The sequence below is a fragment of the Pseudomonas zanjanensis genome, assembly GCF_014268745.2.
Taxonomy (GTDB): Bacteria; Pseudomonadota; Gammaproteobacteria; order Pseudomonadales; family Pseudomonadaceae; genus Aquipseudomonas; species Aquipseudomonas zanjanensis.
Genome location: NZ_JABWRB020000001.1, coordinates 2,048,715 through 2,068,806, shown reverse-complemented (window position 1 = coordinate 2,068,806; position 20,092 = coordinate 2,048,715). Strand labels below are relative to the sequence as shown.

Annotated in this window: 22 protein-coding genes; 9 read left to right on the top strand and 13 right to left on the bottom strand. The window is 57.7% G+C overall.

Going from position 1 to position 20,092, the window contains the following annotated elements; all coding sequences use genetic code 11:
* Positions 1-112 precede the first annotated feature (112 nt).
* The 6 genes from HU715_RS08645 to HU715_RS08620 all read left to right on the top strand — a co-directional run bounded on the left by HU715_RS08645 (position 113) and on the right by HU715_RS08620 (position 4,397).
* Positions 113-691: a TetR/AcrR family transcriptional regulator gene (locus tag HU715_RS08645; RefSeq protein WP_186705757.1), complete on the top strand. Its 579-nt coding sequence runs from the start codon at positions 113-115 to the stop codon at positions 689-691.
* Between the two features lie 80 nt (positions 692-771).
* Entirely contained in the window at positions 772-1,677 is a 906-nt protein-coding gene (gcvA, locus tag HU715_RS08640) for a transcriptional regulator GcvA (protein WP_186705603.1), read from the top strand.
* 68 nt (positions 1,678-1,745) lie between these two features.
* The gene (locus HU715_RS08635; RefSeq protein WP_186705604.1) at positions 1,746-2,573 is read left to right on the top strand and encodes an EamA family transporter; all 828 of its coding nucleotides are present in this window, start codon (positions 1,746-1,748) and stop codon (positions 2,571-2,573) included.
* 33 nt (positions 2,574-2,606) lie between these two features.
* Positions 2,607-3,368, top strand: coding sequence for an SDR family oxidoreductase (locus HU715_RS08630; protein ID WP_186705605.1), 762 nt, complete (start codon positions 2,607-2,609; stop codon positions 3,366-3,368).
* Between the two features lie 122 nt (positions 3,369-3,490).
* The gene (locus tag HU715_RS08625) at positions 3,491-3,979 is read left to right on the top strand and encodes a P-loop nucleotide/nucleoside kinase family protein (protein ID WP_186705606.1); all 489 of its coding nucleotides are present in this window, start codon (positions 3,491-3,493) and stop codon (positions 3,977-3,979) included.
* Positions 3,972-4,397, top strand: a complete 426-nt coding sequence (locus HU715_RS08620; RefSeq protein ID WP_186705607.1) for a MarR family winged helix-turn-helix transcriptional regulator — start codon at positions 3,972-3,974, stop codon at positions 4,395-4,397. Before HU715_RS08625 ends, HU715_RS08620 begins: the two co-directional genes overlap by 8 nt.
* Here HU715_RS08620 and HU715_RS08615 read toward each other — a convergent pair.
* Genes HU715_RS08615 through HU715_RS08605 form a run of 3 tightly spaced genes read right to left on the bottom strand, consistent with a single transcriptional unit; the run spans position 4,394 to position 8,941 of the window.
* Positions 4,394-5,509 (bottom strand): NAD(P)/FAD-dependent oxidoreductase, encoded by a 1,116-nt coding sequence (locus HU715_RS08615; protein ID WP_186705608.1) that lies wholly within the window; start codon positions 5,507-5,509, stop codon positions 4,394-4,396. The genes HU715_RS08620 and HU715_RS08615 overlap by 4 nt on opposite strands.
* A gap of 46 nt (positions 5,510-5,555) precedes the next feature.
* Positions 5,556-8,477 carry a DUF4132 domain-containing protein gene (locus HU715_RS08610; protein ID WP_186705609.1) on the bottom strand — a complete coding sequence of 974 codons (2,922 nt, stop codon included), beginning with the start codon at positions 8,475-8,477 and terminating at the stop codon, positions 5,556-5,558.
* Positions 8,478-8,500: 23 nt separating this feature from the next.
* The gene (locus tag HU715_RS08605; RefSeq protein ID WP_186705610.1) at positions 8,501-8,941 is read right to left on the bottom strand and encodes a hypothetical protein; all 441 of its coding nucleotides are present in this window, start codon (positions 8,939-8,941) and stop codon (positions 8,501-8,503) included.
* A gap of 325 nt (positions 8,942-9,266) precedes the next feature.
* On the opposite strand from HU715_RS08605, the gene HU715_RS08600 reads away from it, so the two are divergent.
* Entirely contained in the window at positions 9,267-10,310 is a 1,044-nt protein-coding gene (locus HU715_RS08600) for a hypothetical protein (protein WP_186705611.1), read from the top strand.
* A gap of 81 nt (positions 10,311-10,391) precedes the next feature.
* Here the strand turns inward: HU715_RS08600 and HU715_RS08595 are convergent, their stop codons facing one another.
* From HU715_RS08595 to pstS, 6 genes are all read right to left on the bottom strand, one after another.
* A complete protein-coding gene (locus HU715_RS08595; protein WP_437182503.1) occupies positions 10,392-11,024 on the bottom strand; it encodes a hypothetical protein in 633 nt (210 codons plus the stop codon).
* Entirely contained in the window at positions 11,024-11,722 is a 699-nt protein-coding gene (locus HU715_RS08590; protein ID WP_186705612.1) for a hypothetical protein, read from the bottom strand. Before HU715_RS08590 ends, HU715_RS08595 begins: the two co-directional genes overlap by 1 nt.
* A 93-nt stretch (positions 11,723-11,815) precedes the next feature.
* Positions 11,816-12,577 carry a phosphate ABC transporter ATP-binding protein PstB gene (pstB, locus tag HU715_RS08585; RefSeq protein ID WP_025214260.1) on the bottom strand — a complete coding sequence of 254 codons (762 nt, stop codon included), beginning with the start codon at positions 12,575-12,577 and terminating at the stop codon, positions 11,816-11,818.
* 75 nt (positions 12,578-12,652) lie between these two features.
* Positions 12,653-13,564 (bottom strand): phosphate ABC transporter permease PstA, encoded by a 912-nt coding sequence (gene pstA / locus HU715_RS08580; RefSeq protein WP_186705613.1) that lies wholly within the window; start codon positions 13,562-13,564, stop codon positions 12,653-12,655.
* Positions 13,564-14,529, bottom strand: coding sequence for a phosphate ABC transporter permease subunit PstC (pstC, locus tag HU715_RS08575; protein WP_186705614.1), 966 nt, complete (start codon positions 14,527-14,529; stop codon positions 13,564-13,566). Before pstC ends, pstA begins: the two co-directional genes overlap by 1 nt.
* Before the next feature lie 72 nt (positions 14,530-14,601).
* Complete coding sequence (gene pstS, locus HU715_RS08570) at positions 14,602-15,633, bottom strand: phosphate ABC transporter substrate-binding protein PstS (RefSeq protein WP_186705615.1); 1,032 nt, start codon at positions 15,631-15,633, stop codon at positions 14,602-14,604.
* 282 nt (positions 15,634-15,915) lie between these two features.
* Between pstS and HU715_RS08565 the strand changes: the two genes are divergently transcribed.
* Positions 15,916-16,248 (top strand): carboxymuconolactone decarboxylase family protein, encoded by a 333-nt coding sequence (locus HU715_RS08565; protein ID WP_186705616.1) that lies wholly within the window; start codon positions 15,916-15,918, stop codon positions 16,246-16,248.
* Positions 16,249-16,280: 32 nt separating this feature from the next.
* Positions 16,281-17,387 (top strand): alkene reductase, encoded by a 1,107-nt coding sequence (locus tag HU715_RS08560; protein ID WP_186705617.1) that lies wholly within the window; start codon positions 16,281-16,283, stop codon positions 17,385-17,387.
* Here the strand turns inward: HU715_RS08560 and HU715_RS08555 are convergent.
* From HU715_RS08555 to HU715_RS08540, 4 genes are all read right to left on the bottom strand, one after another.
* The gene (locus HU715_RS08555; protein ID WP_186705618.1) at positions 17,377-17,709 is read right to left on the bottom strand and encodes a thioredoxin family protein; all 333 of its coding nucleotides are present in this window, start codon (positions 17,707-17,709) and stop codon (positions 17,377-17,379) included. The two genes, HU715_RS08560 and HU715_RS08555, sit on opposite strands and share 11 nt — an antisense overlap.
* 63 nt (positions 17,710-17,772) lie before the next feature.
* Complete coding sequence (locus HU715_RS08550) at positions 17,773-18,471, bottom strand: DsbA family oxidoreductase (protein ID WP_186705619.1); 699 nt, start codon at positions 18,469-18,471, stop codon at positions 17,773-17,775.
* Between the two features lie 93 nt (positions 18,472-18,564).
* Positions 18,565-19,338, bottom strand: a complete 774-nt coding sequence (locus tag HU715_RS08545; RefSeq protein ID WP_186705620.1) for an SDR family NAD(P)-dependent oxidoreductase — start codon at positions 19,336-19,338, stop codon at positions 18,565-18,567.
* Between the two features lie 86 nt (positions 19,339-19,424).
* Entirely contained in the window at positions 19,425-19,979 is a 555-nt protein-coding gene (locus tag HU715_RS08540) for an OsmC family protein (RefSeq protein WP_186705621.1), read from the bottom strand.
* Between the last annotated feature and the right edge of the window lie 113 nt (positions 19,980-20,092).

The following is a 20,092-nucleotide window of genomic DNA, read 5'->3' as shown; positions in this document are numbered from 1 at the left end:
GTAAGGGTACGCAAGCGGACAGCTGTCCACTTGCTAAAAAAACTACCGGACAACTGTCCGCTTTGCAATGCAGCGCAGGAAAAAAACTTTGCCCAAGAATGATGAATTGGCGATGCGTTCTGACGCCAAGAAAAATCGAGAACGAATTCTGAAGGTCGCTGTGGCGGAGCTGACACTCGATCCTGCGGTCCCGCTGAGCGCGCTTGCGAAGAAAGCCGGCGTGGGGCAGGGCACGTTCTATCGCCATTTCGCCAATCGGGAGGAGCTGGTATTCGAGGTTTATCAATTCGAAATGCAGCAAGTGGCCTCGTTGGCGCAAGAGCTGCTCGCGACAAAACCTCCAAAGCAAGCCCTCCGGGAATGGATGGACTGCCTCGCGGAATATGCAATGACCAAGGCGGGGCTTGCGACCGCGATACGACAAGCCGCCTCCACTTACGAGTTCCCAGGGAAGTCGGGATACGCCCCCGTCCAGGCCGCGGCCGAGTCGCTTTTAAGGGCCAATGAAAAGGCCGGAACGATTCGTAGCGGGGTTACCCACGACGACTTTTTCCTAGCCACCGCAGGAATTTGGCAAATCGATTCCCAGAGCGATTGGCGCTCGCGTCTCGCCAGATTGATGGACCTGGTCATGGATGGTCTCTGCGCTGGCAGTCCCGAAAGCCGGAAGGATCAACCGTCTGACACCTGACTCAGTGGCCGGCGAACAGCTGGCTATAACGTGCGATGCAAAGGCGCTAGCATGAAGGTTTACTCATAGAGGTGACCCTCATGCGAAACCTCCCGCCTTCTTCGAGCCTGCGAGCCTTTGAAGCCGCTACTCGGCACGCCACGTTCACCTCGGCAGCAGAGGAGTTGCATGTCACGCAGAGCGCAGTGAGCCACCAACTCAAGCATCTGGAGCAGCTCTGGGGATTGCAGCTGTTTCATCGCGGTAACGCGCTGCACCTGACCTCGGCAGGCGCAGCGCTTGCGCCTATCGTGCGGGAGTTCTTCATGAAGCTCGAGGCCACCCTGGCCGATTTGCGCGAGCAAAACGGGCGGCAGCGGTTGAGCGTCAGCACAACCTATTCCTTCGCCTTGAAGTGGTTGCTGCCCAGGCTTCCAGATCTGGCGCAAGCCCATCCGGAAATCCTGCTGACCCTGGACAGTACCGACAACCCCATTAACTTCTCGACGGCAGACCCAGACGTTGCTATCCGCCTGGGCAACGGTCATTTCCCTTCGCTGTTCTCCGAGTTTCTGTTCCGCGAGCAGATTTTTCCTGTCGCCAGCCCAGTGTTGCTCGCACGTTTTGGCACACCTCAAACGGCAGCCGAATTGCTGCGCTATCCGCTGCTGACGCGCGATGGCGCAGCGCTGGTGCCGAAATGGGAGCAGTGGTTTGCCCAGGTGGGTGTCGAGGTCACGACCTTGAAGGAAAGCATTCGCTACGCCGACACCAACATGACCATCGAGGCGGCGCTGTTGGGACAGGGCATCGCCCTGGCACGCAGCGGGCATGTCGAAGCCGAGCTCAATGACGGCCGCCTTGAAAGGCTTTTCAACCTGCCGGTCGCATCGCCCTTGGCGTATTATTTTGTCTGTCCCAAAGGGATCGAGACTCAACCGCACATTGCCAGCTTTCGTCGTTGGCTGGTGACCCAGGCAGTTGGCGCTCAGCAGGCTTATGCATGAGCTTTTCATCATGCCCAGATGAAGAGACTTTGCTTCTATAGCGCTACTTTAGCGGTCTAGGATGATGCATGCCCTTACACATCATCTGCCTCGTCTTGTTCGCCGCGCTGCTGCACGCCAGTTGGAATGCCATGCTGCGCGGGGGCACCGACCGTTTGTGGTCCATGACCATCATGTGCATGGCGATCGCCGTGGCGAGCGCCATCGTGGCGGCGCTACTGGCGCCGCCCGCCCGGGCAAGTTGGTTTTACGCCGGCCTTTCCGCGGTATTGCACGTGGGCTACAACCTGTTCCTGGTGCGCAGTTACAAGTCCGGGGATCTCGGCCAAACCTATCCCATCGCCCGCGGTGTCTCTCCGATCCTGATTGTCCTGGCCGCTTCGCTGTTCGCCGGTGAGCGGGTGGCGCCGAGTGGACTGCTGGGGATTACGTTGGTGTCGACTGGAATCCTATCGCTGGCCTTTACCAGGCGTCGGCGGACGTTGCCCAACTTGCCCTACGCACTGGGAACCGGTTTTTTCATCGCCGCCTACAGCGTTGTCGATGGCATTGGTGTTCGCCTCTCCGGGGCGCCGATGGCCTACACCGCCTGGATGTGCCTGTTGTGGGGCGTGATGATGCCCATGGTTTATATCGGGCTGCGAGATACTCAAAGCCTCTTTACCCTGCGCCCAGGGTTCGCTGTGGCCGTCGCTGGCGGGCTGGTTTCGTTATTGGCCTACGGGGTTGTGATCTACGCCATGGCTCATGCACCGATGGGCGCGGTGTCTGCGTTGCGAGAAACCAGCGTCATGTTCGCCGCGTTGATCGGGTACGTCTTTCTTGGCGAGGCATTGACCTTGCGCAAGCTGCTGGCCTGTGCCGTCATTGCCCTCGGTACGCTGGTCATCGGCTGACGTTGTTTTTTCATCCAGTCGTGAGGATTGACCATGAATGAACGTTCGCAAAAACCCGTGATCCTGATCACCGGAGGCGGGCGCGGGATCGGGGCGGCGACGGCCATACTGGCTGCTGAGCAAGGTTACGACGTCGCGCTGACCTATATCGCCGATGAAGCGTCGGCGTTGGCGGTGGCCGCGAAGGTCAAGGCCAAGGGCGCCCGTGCCTTGGCAGTACGTGCCGATAACGCCGATCCAGCACAGGTCGCCGAACTGTTCGCCACCCTGGATTTGCACTTCGGGCGAATCGATGTGCTGGTCAACAACGCCTCGATACTCGCGCAGCAGTCTCGCTTGGAGGATCTTGGCTTCGAGCGCATGCAGCGAATATTCGCGGTGAACACCTTGGGCCCGATGCTTTGCGCGCAGCAGGCTACCCGGCGCATGGCCTATCGTTATGGCGGGCGTGGCGGTGCCGTCGTCAATGTCTCCTCGGCGTCAGCCCGTCTCGGTAGCCCGAATGAATATGTGGACTACGCAGCGTCCAAGGGTGCGGTCGAAACGTTCACGACCGGTTATGCCAAGGAAGTGGCCCGGGAAGGTATTCGGGTCAATTGCGTTCGACCCGGGCATATCTATACCGAAATGCATGCGAGCGGGGGAGAGCCGGGCAGAGTCGATCGGGTGAAGGATACGATTCCCATGGGGCGCGGTGGCCAGCCGGAGGAGGTCGCGCGGGCCATTCTCTGGTTGGCGGGGGAGCAGGCTTCGTTTGTGACGGGAACCTTCCTGGATGTGACTGGAGGAAAGTAGGCTGAGGGGATATCGGCTGCCTCATATCATGTTCGGGTAACTTCGGCCGTTCGTCGACCACAGGTTACGTCAGTCTTATTTCTTGATACTGTAGCGTTCAAGTATCTAGAAAGTAGAAAATCATGCAATCAGTCCATATGGTTTTTGGCCCTTTGGGGGCAGGGAAGTCGACGTTCGCCAGGCAGCTGAATGCCGAAGTGACCGGCGTACGCTTCTCCATCGATGAGTGGATGAACGAGCTTTATGGCCCGGACTTGCCGAAGCCCATGAACCTGGCGTGGATCATGGCCCGTGTACAACGCTGTGAAGCCCATATATGGAAGACGGCTCTACAGGTTCTGGGAGCAGGGCGCGACGTCGTGCTTGATCAAGGCTTCATGACTGAAGCTGATCGCACACGCATTCGTTTGTTGGCCGGACAAGCTGGCTATCAGGTGTCCAGCTATTTCATCGATGCTACACCCCAACTGCGGCGTGAGCGGGTCATGCAAAGGAATAGTGAAAAAGGCGAGACCTACGCTTTCGAGGTAACGGGGCCCATGTTTGATTTCATGGATTCCCGATTTGAACGTCCTTCTCCACAAGAATTGGAGCAATGCTGCAATGTCTGACAACGAATCTACCGCACCTGCCGCGAACGGCTCGATACTCGACCGCTGTGTTCGTTTCTCACGCGCCTACACCTCAGCCGCACGGCGAGTGGATGCCAAGCTCTCTGCCGTGCACGGCCTGAGCTTCAGCGATTTCATGATCCTGTACCACTTGAAACATGCACACAATGCTCGGCTGCGGCGAGCGGACCTGGCTGATCACATGGGGCTGACGGCATCGGCGGTCACCAAATCCCTGCTGCCGCTTGAAAAAATAGGCTTGGTGTCTCGCCAAAGTGACCCACGGGATGCGCGTGTAGGCTACGCCTGCCTCACGTCAGCAGGCGATCAGGTTTTTGCCGATGCGAAGGTTTCGGCGGAGTTCGCTTGCCGAGAGGTTTATGAGGCAATGGTGGGGGAGTGGAGCAAGCCTGGTTAAGCGTGACGCCGTTCAATCAGCTCACGTACGTGCTTGGCAATGGCCAGGCATGACGTCAGTCCGGGAGACTCTATGCCAAACAAATTGATCAGCCGCGGGACGTCATGCTCGCGCTGGCTGCTGATCATAAAATCGCGGGCTGGCTCGCCAGGCGCCGAAATCTTCGGGCGAATCCCGCTGTAGCCCGGTTGCAGGCTACCGTCCGGCAAGTCGGGCCAGTAGCTGCGAATGGCCGCATAGAAACTGTCTGCGCGAGCCGGATTGACTTGGTAGTCCTCGGTTTCGACCCATTCGGTATCTGGACCAAAGCGTGCTTGTCCGCCCAAGTCGAGGGTCATGTGCACCCCGAGACCATCGGCCTCAGGCGCCGGGTAAATCAGATGGGTGAAGGGCGCGCGTCTGGACACGTTGAAGTAACTGCCCTTGCACAAATAGTCACGGGGCACCGCATCAGACGGCAACCCGTCTATGCGCCGTGCCAATGCCGGCGCATGAAGGCCCGCGGCATTGATTAGCCGACGGCATGCAAGCTCCATGGGAGCTTCCCCACCCACATGAAGGAGAAAACCGTCCGCGGTCACCTTTGCACCGAGGAACGGGGCATGGAACGCGATGCTGGTGCCGGCCGCCTCGGCGTCCCCGTGCAACGCCAACATCAGCGCATGGGAGTCGACGATGCCGGTCGAAGGTGAATACAACGCAGCGATGCATTCAAGCGCAGGCTCCAGCGCCATGGCTTGATTACGATCAAGCAGACATAGATCATCCACACCGTTTTCATGCCCTCGCTTGAGCAAGAACCGAAGCTGATCTACCTGCGCGTCAGTGTTGGCGACGATCAGCTTTCCAATTCTGCGCGTACTGACACCGTGGCTATCGCAATACTCGTAAAGTGCCTGTCTGCCCTCGACGCACAGCCGGGCTTTCAAGCTTCCGGGCGGGTAATAAATCCCCGCGTGGATGACCTCCGAATTACGCGAGCTTATGCCAATACCGATTGCCGCCCCACTTTCAATCACCAGGACTTCGTGACCTGCCAAGGCCATTTCCCGCGCGATGGCAAGCCCGACGACACCCGCACCCACGACTACGCAATCGATATCGACACTCACCGTCACGGCTCCTTTCAAATCGTTAGATGTCATCGAGAAGGTACCCTTAACCGAGTTGTATCTGCTCCAGTATCAGGCTGTCGGTGATGTTCATGTCGTCCAGCAACAGAAACATCTTGCTTAGCACCTCAGCCATTTTCTTGTCGGTATCGGCAAACGGCAGGTAGAACTCGGCAAAACCGCTACCAGCGGGCACGATGCACAGGTAGTTGCCAGGTTCGATATGGATGGCGGCGCTGCCCAGGTGAATACGGTAGTTCGCACGCCGACCGGTAATATGCAGAAAATGTCCTTCGCATCCAACGTTTTGCAAGCCCAGCTCTTGGATCAACTCGCCGATCAGTTCCGCGCGTCGTTGCACGGTTTCGTGGCTAGTGCTGTAGTCGTCTGCGGCGTGGGCTACGCTGACCAGCAGATCGGCGTCACGCATGACTTCTGAGAACAGCAGCGGTGGTACTTGCTCAAGGGGGATGGCTTTCTGGTCGCGATGGAATGCAATGGTGTCGAAGGTAAAGTGTTCCGTTTCCGAGAGGTAATGACCGGTATCCAAAAAGTTGAACAGGGCGTAAATGCCGTGCTCTTTGCTCTCGTAATAGATCTCCTCGACGTTGGAGGTCGACCAGTTGCGGACCTGCAGCAACCGCGCGGCAACTTGGGCTTTCAGGCGGTGGCCGGCAAATCGATTGGACCACAGGCCGGTGTCTCGCTCTGCAGGTGTGAGCAGGTACAGCTCGCGAAAGGCCTGTTTGAACGGCTGCACACGGCGATGGGTCACCACGTCTTTCTGCCAGGCTGACAGTTGCCCCGCCGTGAACAGATGAAAGGGGTGAGCGATACGCATATTCCTCTCAGCGACGTGTTGGCGACCTTCAAGATCAGTCACCGTCAGCGTCGCGGCATCAAGCCAGCCCAGCACCGCGTCGTCGACCTGCACAATCAGTTGCTCCAGCAGCAGACGAACAGCGGGCATTTTCAACAATTGTTTCAGATCGTCCAAGGCCAGGGCTTCGCCGCTGCTCATCATTGTTTCCAGGGTGCGGCCGAAGCGGGCGATCTGTTCCTTGAGCTGGGTCTGCTGCGCTTTGAGGGCAATGAAGTCTGCATGTTTGCGAACCGCAGGCGGTTCGGTCTTGAGCGTCTTTGCGGCTTTGCTGATGTGCAACGTGGGCGACAAGCCGTCGATGACGAGCGTGACGTCATAGCCATCGATGGTAGCGGCCGTCAGGGCGGACTCGGCGATTTCCGATTCCATGGCCCATTCCAGGCGGATCGCCGAGGGGTAACCGGCGACACGCGCCAGGTTTTCCAGTCCAGCCTGCACCGCTGCGTGGGAGTTGGCTTGTCGTTCGGCGCCGTATTTACGCACCTCGTTGTGCAGCTTCTTGAGCCTCAGATAGCGCTGGCGTACGTCGTCCGAATCCGTGACGGGCAGCACGCCGTAGATGCGCATAGCCGCCTGTGCATGGCGGGCCAGCTTCTTTTCCAGGGCCGGTCGACCGATGCCTTGGTAGGCGTCGAGCAGCACACGCGTCTCGGGAAACGCCCAGTGCGAGGGTTCGAGTGCCGCGAGGTACTCACGCAAGTGGTCCGGGTTGGCCTCGGCCAGCGCCTTGTCCAGCAGATAGCGGTCCACCACACCCACGGTTTCATCCAGCGTATTGGGCAGGTCGGCGCCCCAGCCGGAGCGAGGCGCCAAGGCCATGTTCAGGTACTCACGCTGGAAGGCTCGCAAATCACTCCAACCGAGCGCGTCGAGCATCACCCGGCTGGCTTGTCCAGCATAGGGCAGGGCGGCCAGCAGGGTATCTCTTGAAAAACCGGTCAGCGCTGCAAGCAATTCTGCCGATTGATCCTTGGGCAGTGCCTGAAGCAACAGAAAGCGTTCGAGCACCGCGGCCGTATGGCCGAAGCCGTCGAGGAAGTTATCCGGCGTCATGCCCAGTCGCTCAATGACCGCCAAGGCCTGCAGTAACCAGCGGGCCTCATAACCCTCGACCGAACGGAAGGTGTCAGCCAGTCTCTCGGCGTTATAGGGCAATCCAGCCAGGGTCTCCTCGATATAACGAACGGTGAAGTTCGCCAGTTCAGAGGAGGCGACAGCAGATTCTCCAGTGGGAATTTCCTCACTTTGGGATGACTCGACATCCATGTCTTTCGGGGCCTCGTCGCTTGAATCGTCCTCGTCAAACTCCTCATCCGCGTACTGATGCAGGTCCACATCATCGCTGCCCAGTCCGGCGTCGCCTGAGTAGAACATCATGGCGCGGCCCCAGGTATTGGCTGCCCGGACGAAGCGAGGGTAATCGAGGCGGCCCGCTTCCATCAGGCCCCGCGCAATGCGCTTGATTTCCTTGTGCCCGTAGATATACGCGTCGGCGATTTTCCTTTGTTCACTACAAGGCGTGGAGGGTGGCTGCTCGCGGTTCCAGCTGCCGTCCAGTAACCATTCGGCGAAGGTCTGCCAGGCCGGGGTGGACGGGTAATTGCTCAGACGATTGATGCAGGCCTGAACATCAGGGAAGGCCCAGGCCTGGTCCGGACTTCTTCGGTAGTAGGCAGGTCCATCTTCGTCAGTGGGCAGCGGATAATCACTGTCCTCGAAGGCAAATTGCAGCATATGCCGCAGTCGCGCGCCGATCTGCTCCAGTGCATAAGCATCCGGGCGAGCCGTGATCCACGCATCGCAGAGTCGATATTGCAGGCCATAGCGCTGTTGATCGCGGCGGTCCTCCAGATCGTCCCACACGGTAGGGAACACAAAACCATCAGCCAGTGCCTTGGGCCCATCCTCGGGATGCTGTCTGACCCAGTCAGCCGCTATACATAGGCAGTCGATGCCGTCCCAGAAATCGGGCTCGAATTCGTCATATCGATCAAGCTCGGGATAGTCATCCAACGCTCTATCACAGAATGCTCGCAGCGCTGTCAGGCGTTCGGTTTGTTCGGGCACTGGACGGCGTGATTGCATAAGGATATCCGAGAATACGAGGATCAACCGCCAACCAGCGGCACCAGGCGGATAAACGCGAGCGTGGAGGGAAGGCTCAATTCGATTGACTCGTCGAGTCTTTGCAGCATGACGCCATTGTGCAGAACGCGGAACGCACGGGTTTCAAAACCCTTTAAAGCTCGCTCGACCTCAACGCTGACATCCAGGACTGGAGACGCGCTGGCCTGAGGCATGACAATCGCGCCTTCACTGGCTTGCTGAAAAATATCCCGCTCGCTCAGGTATTGGCGGTCTAGCACTTCACGTATCGACGCTTGTTCCAGCCCGTGCTGAGCTGACAGCGCGGCGATCTGTTCGGCAACGGTCAGGCGTATGAGCTCGGCGACCGCCAAGGTCAATGAAATTGGTGTGAGGATGACAGGAGGCAGCAAAAGCTCCTGGCGTGCGCCTTTAAGACAATAGCTATGAACCACGAACTCCATGACGCATTCCTTGCAAGCCGGGTTAGTCGAGCGGATGGGACCTTAGCATAATCGTTCATTAGGCATGAGCCAGTCGCTCGGCGAGCGCCCGGTAAAGGCACAACATTCACCGCCGTGGTCGACAATGGCGGCGCAGCGGAAAAAAGCCTGCAAAGGACGTCGACCGGCTCAGTATGTAAGTACACATAATGTATATTATGTTAAACGATGTGTTTATGACGATCCTCAAGCGTCGAACGACTGCCTTTGATCACCAAATATTTTAATGGCAGTTTGCCATGCCTGTACTACCCTCCTTGGAGCTTTTAACGAAAAGGAGCTCCGCATGCCTAAGTCGAACCTTCTCCCAATGTTCTCATTGGCTGTTCTCCTAAGTGGATGCGGCAACTGGGATGCGATTTATCACACGCACGACTTCAATGAAGACTCATCTGCACTCCTGGATATAAAGGCGCGGGCCATAATCTCGGCACCGAAGGATATTGTTGAAACCAATGGCGCCCGCACGACAACACGTCGTATCGCTATTTGCGCTGAGCCCAGCCCCGATGCAATGACAGCCTATGCAGCACAACTCGCAACCAAAGCCGATATTCCATCTCAAGCAGCGCTGGAACTCACGGGAGCTTATCAAGGCGCAGCATCCTATGTGGGGTTGCGCAGCCAGAGCATTCAGCTACTGCGTGATCAGCTCTATAGGTTGTGCGAAGCACATATGAACGGAGCAATAACGACAACTCAGTATGAAGTTCTACTGACGCGTAACCAGCGCTACACCGTTGGCCTCATGACAATTGAGAGCTTGACTCAAGCTATGCAGGTTCCCGTCGTTTCCCTTACCTCCTCCTCCACTGCGCAACTTTATGATGATCTGAAAACGGTGCAGGCAAAGCTTGAGGAAGCGAATGAAGAGAAACTCGCCATTGAAAAGATCAAGGAGAGCGAGCGCTCCCCAGTCCAAATTCAAAGACTCAAAAATCTTTTGGCCACCATTGAGGCACTTAACCAAAGAGTCAAGAATGGGAATTTGGCAATCGCTACAGGACAAACCACTGCGCATGCCAGCACTAATATTGGTTTGAGCCCCGGAGCGACTCAGTCAGCCGAGGCCGCTGAGCGCATAGCGATGGCATTGATCAACACCCCAGATGATGGCTACAGATGTTTCAATTACATGCAGGAACTCGCGGAAAAAAACGCTGCTGTGCCAACCGACGGTCCGAATGCTCAACTTTATGAGTTCTGTTCGAAAGTACTAGCTGATCCCCAAGGTAGAATATTGATGAATCAGAGCAAGCTCACTCCAGGGTTTCTTCGACAGTATCTACAAGCATTGGAGAAACTAAACAAAAAAATGGAGAACCAATAATCCCCGTAAGTCCACTTTCCAATGACATCAACTGGTTGGGAATGCCTACGCATTTCGCGCTTGGAACACGATAATCGATATTCACAGGACCGCCTCTGCACGTTGTTGCACTGGCTCTTTGTGTCTGGACACCTGCTGCCAAGCCAGCTGCGCCTGAACAATATCGACCGCATCCAGCACTTTATGCGTCCAACCCTCATCCTCCGGATGCACCACGACCACCCGAAAGCCATGGTCATCACCTTCAATCTGCACGCCCTCGGAATCATCGACATGCAAGTCGATATCGAACGCTGGCGGATATTTCGAGGGCGTATTCGACAGCCCATGGACCGCCAGCGCGCGGTTGTGCAGCACGCTGTTGACCACGCCGTCGACGCGGATGCCGTACAGCAACAACCAACGCCGGATGTAGGACGGCGTGCGACCGGACGACGTATAGACCCAGATGCTGCAATCCTGGCGGCGCAGCTCTCGGATCAAGGAACGTGTGCCCCTGCGCAACGGTTCACCCAACCAACGATGGACACTGGCCGGCAGCCTGCTGTGTTCAACTTCGCAGTGGTGGAGTTGGCAGGCGAGCGTGTCATCGATATCAAACGAAATGCGGATGCGTTGGCGCCTGGACATTTGCAGCGGGACAGCACTGCGGATGGCCTGCCCTACCCGGCTACCGACGGTTTTGCATTTGGCGAGGGCCATATACCTGCCCATCAATGGCCACCTAGAGAGAAGGACGACGGCTTGCCCTTGAGAAAGAACTTCATCGGGTCAGGCGCCTGCTCTTCCAGGAAAGCTGCGTATTTTTTCTTGATCTTGGGCAATTCGTACAACGCCTTGACTCCATGTTTGGCAGAGTTGCGTATGACTGATGAGGGGTTGAAGTAGCCCTCGGCGTTTTCCAGCGTCAACACGAAAGGCGGCAAGCCCGCGCGCATGAGCAGGTAGCTGACAATGAGCGATCCGCTGCGGTTGTTGCCTTCAATGAACAACTGCGGCTTGCTGAGAATGCGCACATAGACGCCAGCCGCACGCTTCCAGACGGATTCGCTGCGGTACGCACAATACCAGTTGTACAAGTCCTTGATGCCTCCCTCAACGTTGTTGAAGAAATGCGCCTCGGTCGCGGCCAGGTGCTGGGCGTACTCCAAGCGGCGCGCCGGGTCTCGGCCACAGAGCACCGTGGCGTTGATCTCGAGCATCAGGTTCAGTTGCTGGAGGTCGAACAGATCAACGCCGCGGGCAACATAGTCGTCAACCAGCGCATAACCTTCAAGCACATTGTGCAGCACCTCGTCGGTCAAGGGATCGCGCGGCTCCGTGAAGTGTCGGCTCAGCGCGGCGAAGCGCTCTTGCACTTCCCGCAGTGCACGTTCAATCGCAGGCAAATCAAGGCGGTGCGTAGCAGGCATTGGTGCTCCTTGGAAACGCTTGGTAAATGTCTACCGGATGCCCGCCAAATCCATTTGGCTTCTGCAGGTATGCGGCCTTGACCGGAAGTGGACTCAGCTGAACTTGCCGCTGATGTAGTCGCCGGTCATCTGTTCACGAGGGTTGTCGAAAATCTGCGTCGTCGGGCCCATCTCGACCAGGTAGCCGGTGCGCGTGCCCTGGGAAATATCCACCGAGAAGAACGCCGTGGTATCAGCAACGCGGATGGCTTGCTGCATGTTGTGGGTGACCAGCGCGATGGTGTAGTCCTTCTTCAACTCGACCATCAATTCCTCGACCCGCCGGGTAGCGATCGGGTCGAGCGCCGAACACGGCTCATCCAGCAGCAGGACTTCCGGCTCGGTGGCGATGGCGCGGGCAATGCACAGTCGTTGTTGCTGGCCGCCGGACAGCGACAGGCCGCTGACCTTGAGCTTGTCCTTGACCTCATCCCACAGCGCGGCGCCTTGCAGCGCGTGTTTGACGCGATCGCCGATATCGCCCTTGTAGCGATTGAGGCGCAGGCCAAACGCGACGTTGTCGAAGATGCTCATCGAAAACGGGTTGGGCTGTTGAAACACCATGCCGATGTAGCGGCGCACGACCACCGGATCGACGCCCTTGCCATAGACGTCCTGGCCAAGGAAGTGCACGTGGCCCTCGAAACGGAAACCTTTCACCAGATCGTTCATTCGGTTGAGGCTGCGCAGCACGGTGCTCTTGCCACAGCCGGAAGGCCCAATGAAGCCGGTGATCTTGTTTTTTTCGATCGGCACATGGCTGTCACGTACCGCCATGAAGTTGCCGTAGAAAATCTTGTCCAGTTTGCAGTCCATGACGACAGGGGCCTGGGTGACAAACGGAGCGGCTATTTGCGCAGTGGATACGTTCACGATCAGATGCTCCCGTTCTTAATACTTGGGCTTGCCGAAAATACGGCTGATGATGTTCACGACCAACACGATCATCACCAGCACCAGGGAGGCCGCCCATGCGAGCTCAAGCTGGTTGTCGAACGGCATGCCGGAGAAGTTGTAGATCAGTACTGCCAGCGATGCCGTCGGGTTCATGACCTCGAGGCTGCCCTGGTGGTAGATCCAGTAGTTGCTGAACAGCGCGGTAAACAACAACGGCGCTGTCTCGCCCGCGGCACGGGCCACGGCCAGCATGACGCCGGTCAGGATCGCTGGCATGCCGGTGGGCAAGATGATTTTCCAGATGACCTGCGAGCGGGTGCAGCCCATGCCATAGGCGGCATCCTTCATGATCTTGGGCACCATCCGCATCGACTCTTCCGCCGTCAGCACGACGATAGGCAGCATCAGTACCGCCAGCGCGACGCCGCCCGCCGGTGCCGAATAGGTGCCGGTGGTCATCACCACCAAGGCGTAGGCAAACACCCCGGCCAGGATCGACGGCAGCCCCGTGAGCATCTTGGCCGCAAAGCGCGCGGCATTCGCCAGCTTGCTGTCCGGCCCCAGTTCAGCCAGGAAAATCGCCGCCATGATGCCGACCGGCACCGCGATTGCCGCCGCGATGCCCACCATCACAAACGTACCGGCCAGCGCGTTGCCGAAGCCCCCGCCCATCTCGAAACCGGTCGGCGGCAGTTCGGTAAAGACTTCCAGGTTCAGGCGCGCGCCGCCGCGGGTGATCAGCATGTAGAGCACGGAAATCAACGGCACGCTGGCCAGCAGCGCCCCGCTCCAGACCAGTGTGGTCAAGATCAGGCTGCGCAGGGCACGGCCCTCGAACTTGCGCTGCAGGCTGGGCATCGCGCCTGCTGGAGCCGTCAAGTCTGTTGCAGCAGTGAGATCGGTCATCACTTATTACCCCGTTGGGCATACATCATGATCAAGGAGCCGAAGACGTTCACGATCAACGTGATGAACATCAGCACCAGCGCGGCATACATCAGGACTTCAATCTCGTTCGGTCCGGCCTCGGGGAAGTTCAACGCCAGCAAGGCCGCCAAGGTGTTGGCCGGGGCGAACAGCGAAAGGGAAATGTTGTTCGCGTTGCCGACCAGCATGGCCAGTGCCATGGTTTCACCCAGCGCACGCCCCAGGCCCAGCACCAGGGAGCCGAAGATGCCGGTGGCGGCGGACGGCACCATGACCTTGAGAATCGCTTCCCAATGGGTGGTGCCCATGCCGTAGGCAGCCTGCTTGGTTTTCATCGGTACGGCCGTGAGCGCATCCTGCGAAACGGCGGCAATGGTCGGCAGGATCATGATGGCAAGCACCAACGCCGCGGGAAGCAGCCCCGGCCCGCTCAAGGACGTGCCGAAGAACGGTATCCAGCCCAGCTCACTGTTCAACCAGGTGGTCAGCGGCCGAATCGCCGGGATCACCACGTAGATCCCCCACAGGCCGTAGACGACACTGGGGATGGCCGCGAGCAATTCGACGATGGTGCGAAAAATGGCGGCGAGCTTGGGGGGGAGGAAATCCTGGGTCAGGAAAATCGCCATGCTGACGCCGAAGAACCCGGCGATCAGCAACGCGATAAAGGCGCTGTAGAGCGTGCCCCAGATAGCCGGCAGGATGCCGTATTTACCCTGGTTAACGTCCCAGACAGTGCCGAGCAGCACATCAAACCCGTGCTTTTCCATGCCGGGAAGCGCCTTGCGTCCGACCTCGAACACGAGGGCAAACACCAGCGCCAGAACCAGGACCACCCCTATGCGAGCAATCGCACGAAAGGTGCGATCCACCAGGAAGTCCTTCGCGGACGGTGGCTGGCAGGCAGAATCTGGATTAACCGGTACGACAAAGGGAGTGTTCATTGGCTAATTCCGGAACAGGGGGAAAGCTCTCCCAGCCTGGCTGACATGCCACACCGGGAGAGGCCTCAGGCGTTACTGAATGTTGGCGGAAGCTTTGCGAACCTGATCGACAACCGACGCCGGCAACGGGATGTACCCCATCGAGTCGGCAATTTTCTGGCCTTCGGTCAGGCTGTATTCGACCATTTCACGCATGGCCTTGGCCTTGGCCGGATTGCCGTTGTCCTTGCGGAAAATCATCCAGGTGTAGGACGTGATCGGGTACGACTTGGCGCCGTCTGGATCAGGCAACCAGGACACCAGGCTTTCTGGCATCTTCACCGCCGCCAGGGCCTCGGCACCACTCTCGGCGTTTGGCACGACGTATTGGCCGGCCTTGTTCTGCAACTGGGCGAAGTCAACCTTGGCGAGCTTGGCGAAGCCGTATTCGATGTAGCCAATCGCGCCCGGGGTCTGGCGCACGGTAGCGGTCACGCCATCGTTCTTCGGCGACTTGATGAATTTGTCACTGGCCGGCCAGTTGACGGTGTTGCCCTCCCCCAGCGCCTGTTTGAAGTCTGGGTTGATGGTCGCCAGGTGTTTGGTGAATACCGCGGTGGTGCCGCTGGAATCAGCACGCACGACAACCGTGATCGGCGTATCGGACAGTTTCAGGTCCGGGTTGGCCGCCACGATTTGCGGGTCGTTCCAGCGAGTGATCTTGCCGAGGAAGATGTTGGAGTACACGTCCCGTGGCAACTTCAGGCCCTTGGGATTGCCCGGCAGGTTATAGGCCAGGACGATTTCCCCAGCGGTCATCGGCAGCAACTGCACGCCTTCGGCGACCTTGGCGATGTCTTCGTCTTTCATTGCCGAGTCGCTGGCGGCGAAATCAACGGTCTTGTTCAGAAAGTCCTGTACACCCGCGCCGCTGCCCTTGGATTGGTAGTCCACCGTGACGCCTTCGGATTTCTTGCTGAAATCCTTGAACCAGGTGAGGTAGATCGGCGCTGGGAAACTCGCGCCAGAACCCGTCAGACGGACACTTTCTGCAGCGAAGGTCGCCGAAGTGGCACAAAGAGAAAGCGTAACGGCGAGCGCAGCAGACTTCATCAAACTTTTCATTGAAAGAAATTCCTTGTGATGACGGGCCGGAGAACTCTGCAACAGTTGTGTTACGTTTTTATGAATATGGAATTGCAAAAGCGAAAAAGCCCCCTTTTGTACCGCCCGCACCAACCTGCACAGCAGCAATGGATCGCTGGCAGCACCTCAAATCGAACAACCACCACCCACCTAGAAAATCTCACTGATAGTGCCTATCGATAAAACAATATTGATCACCTACCAACTGGATGGTAGCGTTGTTAGTAGTTTTACACCCGCCACAGACACAGTGAGAACCTCATGCAAGATTGGAAGCAAACCCGCAAAGACATCAACGCTCGCCTGGTAGAGCTCAATGGCTTGTCTCCGGACACCATGAAAGGCATGGCTTCTTTGGGGGCGGCCGGTGCCAAGACCCACTATCTGGACGCGAAGACGCGTGAGCTGATCTCCCTGGCGGTGGCTGTCACCACCCGCTGCGATGGCTGCATCGCCTTTCACGCCGCTGAAGCCAAGAAAGTCGGGGTGACCAATGAGGAAGTGGCTGAAGCCCTTGGCGTAGCCATCAACATGAATGCCGGCGCCGCACTGGTGTACAGCGCTCATGTATTGGATGCGTTCGACAAAGCGTAATTCGATAATCCTTTTCTAATTCGAGATCAATCATGAACAAGTTGTTTACGCCTTATGATCTGTCCGGCGTCGAGTTGAAAAACCGTGTGGTCATGGCGCCCATGACGCGCACCCGCACCCTGAACAATGTTCCAAACGAGTTCACGGTCGAGTACTACGCACAACGTGCCTCCGCGGGCCTGCTGATTACCGAAGGCCTGCCGATTTCCGACGAGGCGCGCGGCTACCTCTACACCCCTGGTATCTACGCGGACGAACACCTGCCTGGCTGGCGTCAGGTCACCGATGCGGTGCATGCCAAAGGCGGTCGGATTTTTGCGCAGTTGTGGCACGTCGGCCGCATGTCGCATGTGTCGGTGCATGGCTTGGTGCCGGTTTCTTCGGGCACTCAGCCGGCGGTCGACACCACGGTGTATGCCTGGGCCAAGCCCAACGAGGCCGGCCCCGTGCGACCCAGCGTCCCCCGCGCACTCGGCACGGATGAAATCAAACGTGTCATTGCTGACTTCGTGACGTCTGCGCGCATGGCCATGGATGCCGGGTTCGAAGGCATCGAAATCATGGCAGCCAACGGCTTTCTGTTCGACCAGTTCCTCAGTAGCGCCTTGAACACCCGCACCGATCAGTACGGCGGCTCTATCGTCAATCGCCAGCGCTTCCTGCTGGAAACAATTGACGCGATCGCCGATGAAATAGGTGGTGCGCGGATTGGCGTACGGTTCTCGCCGTTTGGTCGCTTGTATGACTTCGGCGTATACGAGGGCGAAGCAGAAACCTGGATGAGCATGGCGGCCGCGCTCAACGAGCGTGAACTGGCCTACGTTCACCTGAATTACCAACCGACCATCGTCGCCGCTCAAACGCCGCCTGGCTTTGGCGCAGCCTTTCGTGAAGCCTATAAAGGCAACCTGATGGCGGCCGGCGGTTTTACTCAGGCGCTCGCCGAGTCGGAACTGGCCAAGGGCGAACTTGACCTGATTGCGTTCGGCACGGCCTATATCGCCAACCCGGATCTGGTCGAACGCATGCAGAACGGCTGGCCACTGGCAGAGAGCGATCGCGCGACTTACTACGGCGTAGGTAATCGCATCGCCAAGGGCTACACCGACTATCCAAGGTTCCGTACGACTAACGCCTGATCTCTTCCAGCAACTCGAGAATCGCTTTCTTCATTGCGCCCATCGAGCGGGAACCGGGCATTACCCGCAACAGCCGCCCCTCATGAAATACCGCCAAGGAAGGCACCGCGCGAATGCCATACATTTGCGCAATCGTGGGGGACATTGCGACATCGATCTTTCCAAAGGCAGCGAGCGCGTGAAGCTTTTCTTCAAGCGCATGGAACGCTGGCTTTATCTCCTGACATGGCTTGCACCAAGAAGCGGAAAACAACACCACACTACTACCCTTGGTCACAAAACGGGCAAACTGCGGAGCGCTCAATTCAACAATACGGTTCATGTGAATCTCACACTTATCAGGGGTGAAGAGCGACACAACAGCGTGCCGCAGCGTTAATGCCTTTCAAGTCTTGCAACCGTCTATACCGCAGACTTGCCCGGTGAAAACCTCCTCTTCACGCGTGGACGTGACTCGCATCTGCTCCAGCGCCTCGAGAAACGCCAACTCAGGTTGTGCGCCAGACATGGAAAACCGATTGTTGAACACAAACATCGGTACGCCCGAGCCCAACTGCGCAGCAAATTGTTCGTCTTCTATCATTTGTGCACGCAACCGGGGGGACGACCATGCCAATTGGATCGCCTCGTCGCTCATCCCGGCCGTTTTGGCGATAGCCGTCAGGCTGTCGCGATCGAACAGCGACTGACCGTGGGTCGTGCTCTGCGCGTACAAGGCCTCCACCAGGCATTTCTTGATATCGACACCCTCAACGGCCTTGACCAGGACATGCGCATCGGTGGTGTCGCCGAACTGCATGGTGTCAAAACGATAGTCCAGGCCGTCGCCCTGGCCGGACTTTCTGACCGTATCCATCATGGCGTCAGCGGAGTGAGGGTTGCCCAGCTTGCGTTTAAGCGCTGCGACCATGGGCTCGGGCGTGTGATTGGCTGCGAGGCGATAGGCCCGAAAATTGACCTGCACATCGTTTTTTTCAGGAAACTGTTCCAAGGCTTTCTCAAATCGACGCTTGGCAATCCAGCACCACGGGCAGACGTAATCAGACCAGATATCGACGGCATATTTTTTCGAAGAAGTTTGCATATCTCATCCAATAACCAAAGAAACGCGTGTAGAGGTGAAGGGATGAAAGCTCGCCCAAAGGGAGCCTTCATCTTGTCGCACTCGTCGCTGTGCTCAGGCACGTACCGCCATGATCCCCGCATCCACATCCCAGATAGCGCCGGTCACCCAGGAAGTTTTTTCCGACAGCAGGAAGAGAATGGTGTTGGCGACATCTTCAGGAACACCGACGCGTCCCAACGGATGGAAATCGTTCAGCGATTTCATCGCGTCCGGGATCGCCTCTTTGTCCATGAACCCCTCGTAGATCGAGGTGTGAACGATACCTGGCGATACCGCATTCACACGGATGCCGGAGTGAGCCAATTCAATGGCCAGGTTACGGGTCATGGCATGCAGCCCCGCCTTGGCCATGGAATAGGCAGAGGCTGGCGAACCTGCCAGTGCGGCCTGTGCACCGATGGAGCCGACGTTGACAATGGCCCCTTCGCGCTTGGCGGCCAGCATGTTCTTGACGACTGTCTGGGTGATGAAGAACGTGGCGCGGTTGAGGGACAGGTACATGTCGTAATCGGCGTCACCATGCTCGATAAATGGCTGGGGAATAAAGATCCCGGCGGAGTTCACCATCAGGCTGATATCGCTGTGGTCGGCATCGATTTCCTGGCGAACGACATTCATGCCCTCCTCCGTCATCAGGTCAGCGACAATCACCGACACAGGGCCCAGCGCGCTCAACTCATTACTCACCGCATCCGCTTTAGCCTGTTTGCTGCCTGTGAGCACGACGCTGCCGCCCGCCTTCAGCACCATGCGGGCCGTTTCCAATCCCATGCCACTGGTGCCACCCACGACTAACAGTTTCTTACCTTTGAAAAAATCGTTCATTGCAAACTCCGAATATCTGGATTTGATGGGCGTGGCATCGGTATGACCTATGTTCATTGATGCACGCAGGGATTAGAAATGGGCGATCAGTCTTCACGCACTTCGAGGGTCGGCACCATGCGGATGGCCTTGGAGAAGTTGGCGTAATTGACCGACGTTTGGAGCACGGCGTTATGCAATTCCTCAACACGCTCACGCGGCGCATCAGTATGCAGACGGATCGCCACGCTCACTTCGTCGTAGCCTGGGTTGACGCTCTCGTCGATGCCCAGGAAGCCACGCAGGTCGAGGGTGCCGTTGGTTTCGATTTCCAGGCTGTGAATCTTGATCCCCATCATCGCGGCATTCGCGGCATAACCGACAGACATGCAAGCGTTAAGCGCAGCCATCAGCAGCTCTTGAGGGTTTGGCGCGGAATTCTGGCCCAGCAGTTCATTTGGCTCATCAGCGGCAATTTCAAAATCACGCGAATAGGTTTCACCAGCCAAGCTGTAGCGATTGACTTTAGCCACTGTGCGGGTCTGGCCTTTCCACTCGGTCTTGACATTGAAACTGGCGTGACGCTTGGTGGCGTCCTCGGCGACGCCTTGGGCGAACTGCTGGAGCGCGGCGACGTCGATACCGTTCAGGTTGTTGCTCATTTGCGGATTCCTCTTTGGATAGATCAGGTTGTGATCGAAAGAGAAATTACTCTACCAAGTAGTAGGTAGTCATTCAATAATTATTGAAATCACTCATCGGCGCGTCTCCCGCC

Bases quoted from the DNA above. Each gene is read 5' to 3' on its own strand.
- HU715_RS08645 (WP_186705757.1), top strand. From the start codon at position 113: ATGCGTTCTGACGCCAAGAAAAATCGAGAACGAATTCTGAAGGTCGCT.
- gcvA (WP_186705603.1), top strand. From the start codon at position 772: ATGCGAAACCTCCCGCCTTCTTCGAGCCTGCGAGCCTTTGAAGCCGCT.
- HU715_RS08635 (WP_186705604.1), top strand. From the start codon at position 1,746: ATGCCCTTACACATCATCTGCCTCGTCTTGTTCGCCGCGCTGCTGCAC.
- HU715_RS08630 (WP_186705605.1), top strand. From the start codon at position 2,607: ATGAATGAACGTTCGCAAAAACCCGTGATCCTGATCACCGGAGGCGGG.
- HU715_RS08625 (WP_186705606.1), top strand. From the start codon at position 3,491: ATGCAATCAGTCCATATGGTTTTTGGCCCTTTGGGGGCAGGGAAGTCG.
- HU715_RS08620 (WP_186705607.1), top strand. From the start codon at position 3,972: ATGTCTGACAACGAATCTACCGCACCTGCCGCGAACGGCTCGATACTC.
- HU715_RS08610 (WP_186705609.1), bottom strand. From the start codon at position 8,477: ATGCAATCACGCCGTCCAGTGCCCGAACAAACCGAACGCCTGACAGCG.
- HU715_RS08605 (WP_186705610.1), bottom strand. From the start codon at position 8,941: ATGGAGTTCGTGGTTCATAGCTATTGTCTTAAAGGCGCACGCCAGGAG.
- HU715_RS08600 (WP_186705611.1), top strand. From the start codon at position 9,267: ATGCCTAAGTCGAACCTTCTCCCAATGTTCTCATTGGCTGTTCTCCTA.
- HU715_RS08595 (WP_437182503.1), bottom strand. From the start codon at position 11,024: ATGGGCAGGTATATGGCCCTCGCCAAATGCAAAACCGTCGGTAGCCGG.
- HU715_RS08590 (WP_186705612.1), bottom strand. From the start codon at position 11,722: ATGCCTGCTACGCACCGCCTTGATTTGCCTGCGATTGAACGTGCACTG.
- pstB (WP_025214260.1), bottom strand. From the start codon at position 12,577: ATGGACTGCAAACTGGACAAGATTTTCTACGGCAACTTCATGGCGGTA.
- pstA (WP_186705613.1), bottom strand. From the start codon at position 13,564: ATGACCGATCTCACTGCTGCAACAGACTTGACGGCTCCAGCAGGCGCG.
- pstC (WP_186705614.1), bottom strand. From the start codon at position 14,529: ATGAACACTCCCTTTGTCGTACCGGTTAATCCAGATTCTGCCTGCCAG.
- pstS (WP_186705615.1), bottom strand. From the start codon at position 15,633: ATGAAAAGTTTGATGAAGTCTGCTGCGCTCGCCGTTACGCTTTCTCTT.
- HU715_RS08565 (WP_186705616.1), top strand. From the start codon at position 15,916: ATGCAAGATTGGAAGCAAACCCGCAAAGACATCAACGCTCGCCTGGTA.
- HU715_RS08560 (WP_186705617.1), top strand. From the start codon at position 16,281: ATGAACAAGTTGTTTACGCCTTATGATCTGTCCGGCGTCGAGTTGAAA.
- HU715_RS08555 (WP_186705618.1), bottom strand. From the start codon at position 17,709: ATGAACCGTATTGTTGAATTGAGCGCTCCGCAGTTTGCCCGTTTTGTG.
- HU715_RS08550 (WP_186705619.1), bottom strand. From the start codon at position 18,471: ATGCAAACTTCTTCGAAAAAATATGCCGTCGATATCTGGTCTGATTAC.
- HU715_RS08545 (WP_186705620.1), bottom strand. From the start codon at position 19,338: ATGAACGATTTTTTCAAAGGTAAGAAACTGTTAGTCGTGGGTGGCACC.
- HU715_RS08540 (WP_186705621.1), bottom strand. From the start codon at position 19,979: ATGAGCAACAACCTGAACGGTATCGACGTCGCCGCGCTCCAGCAGTTC.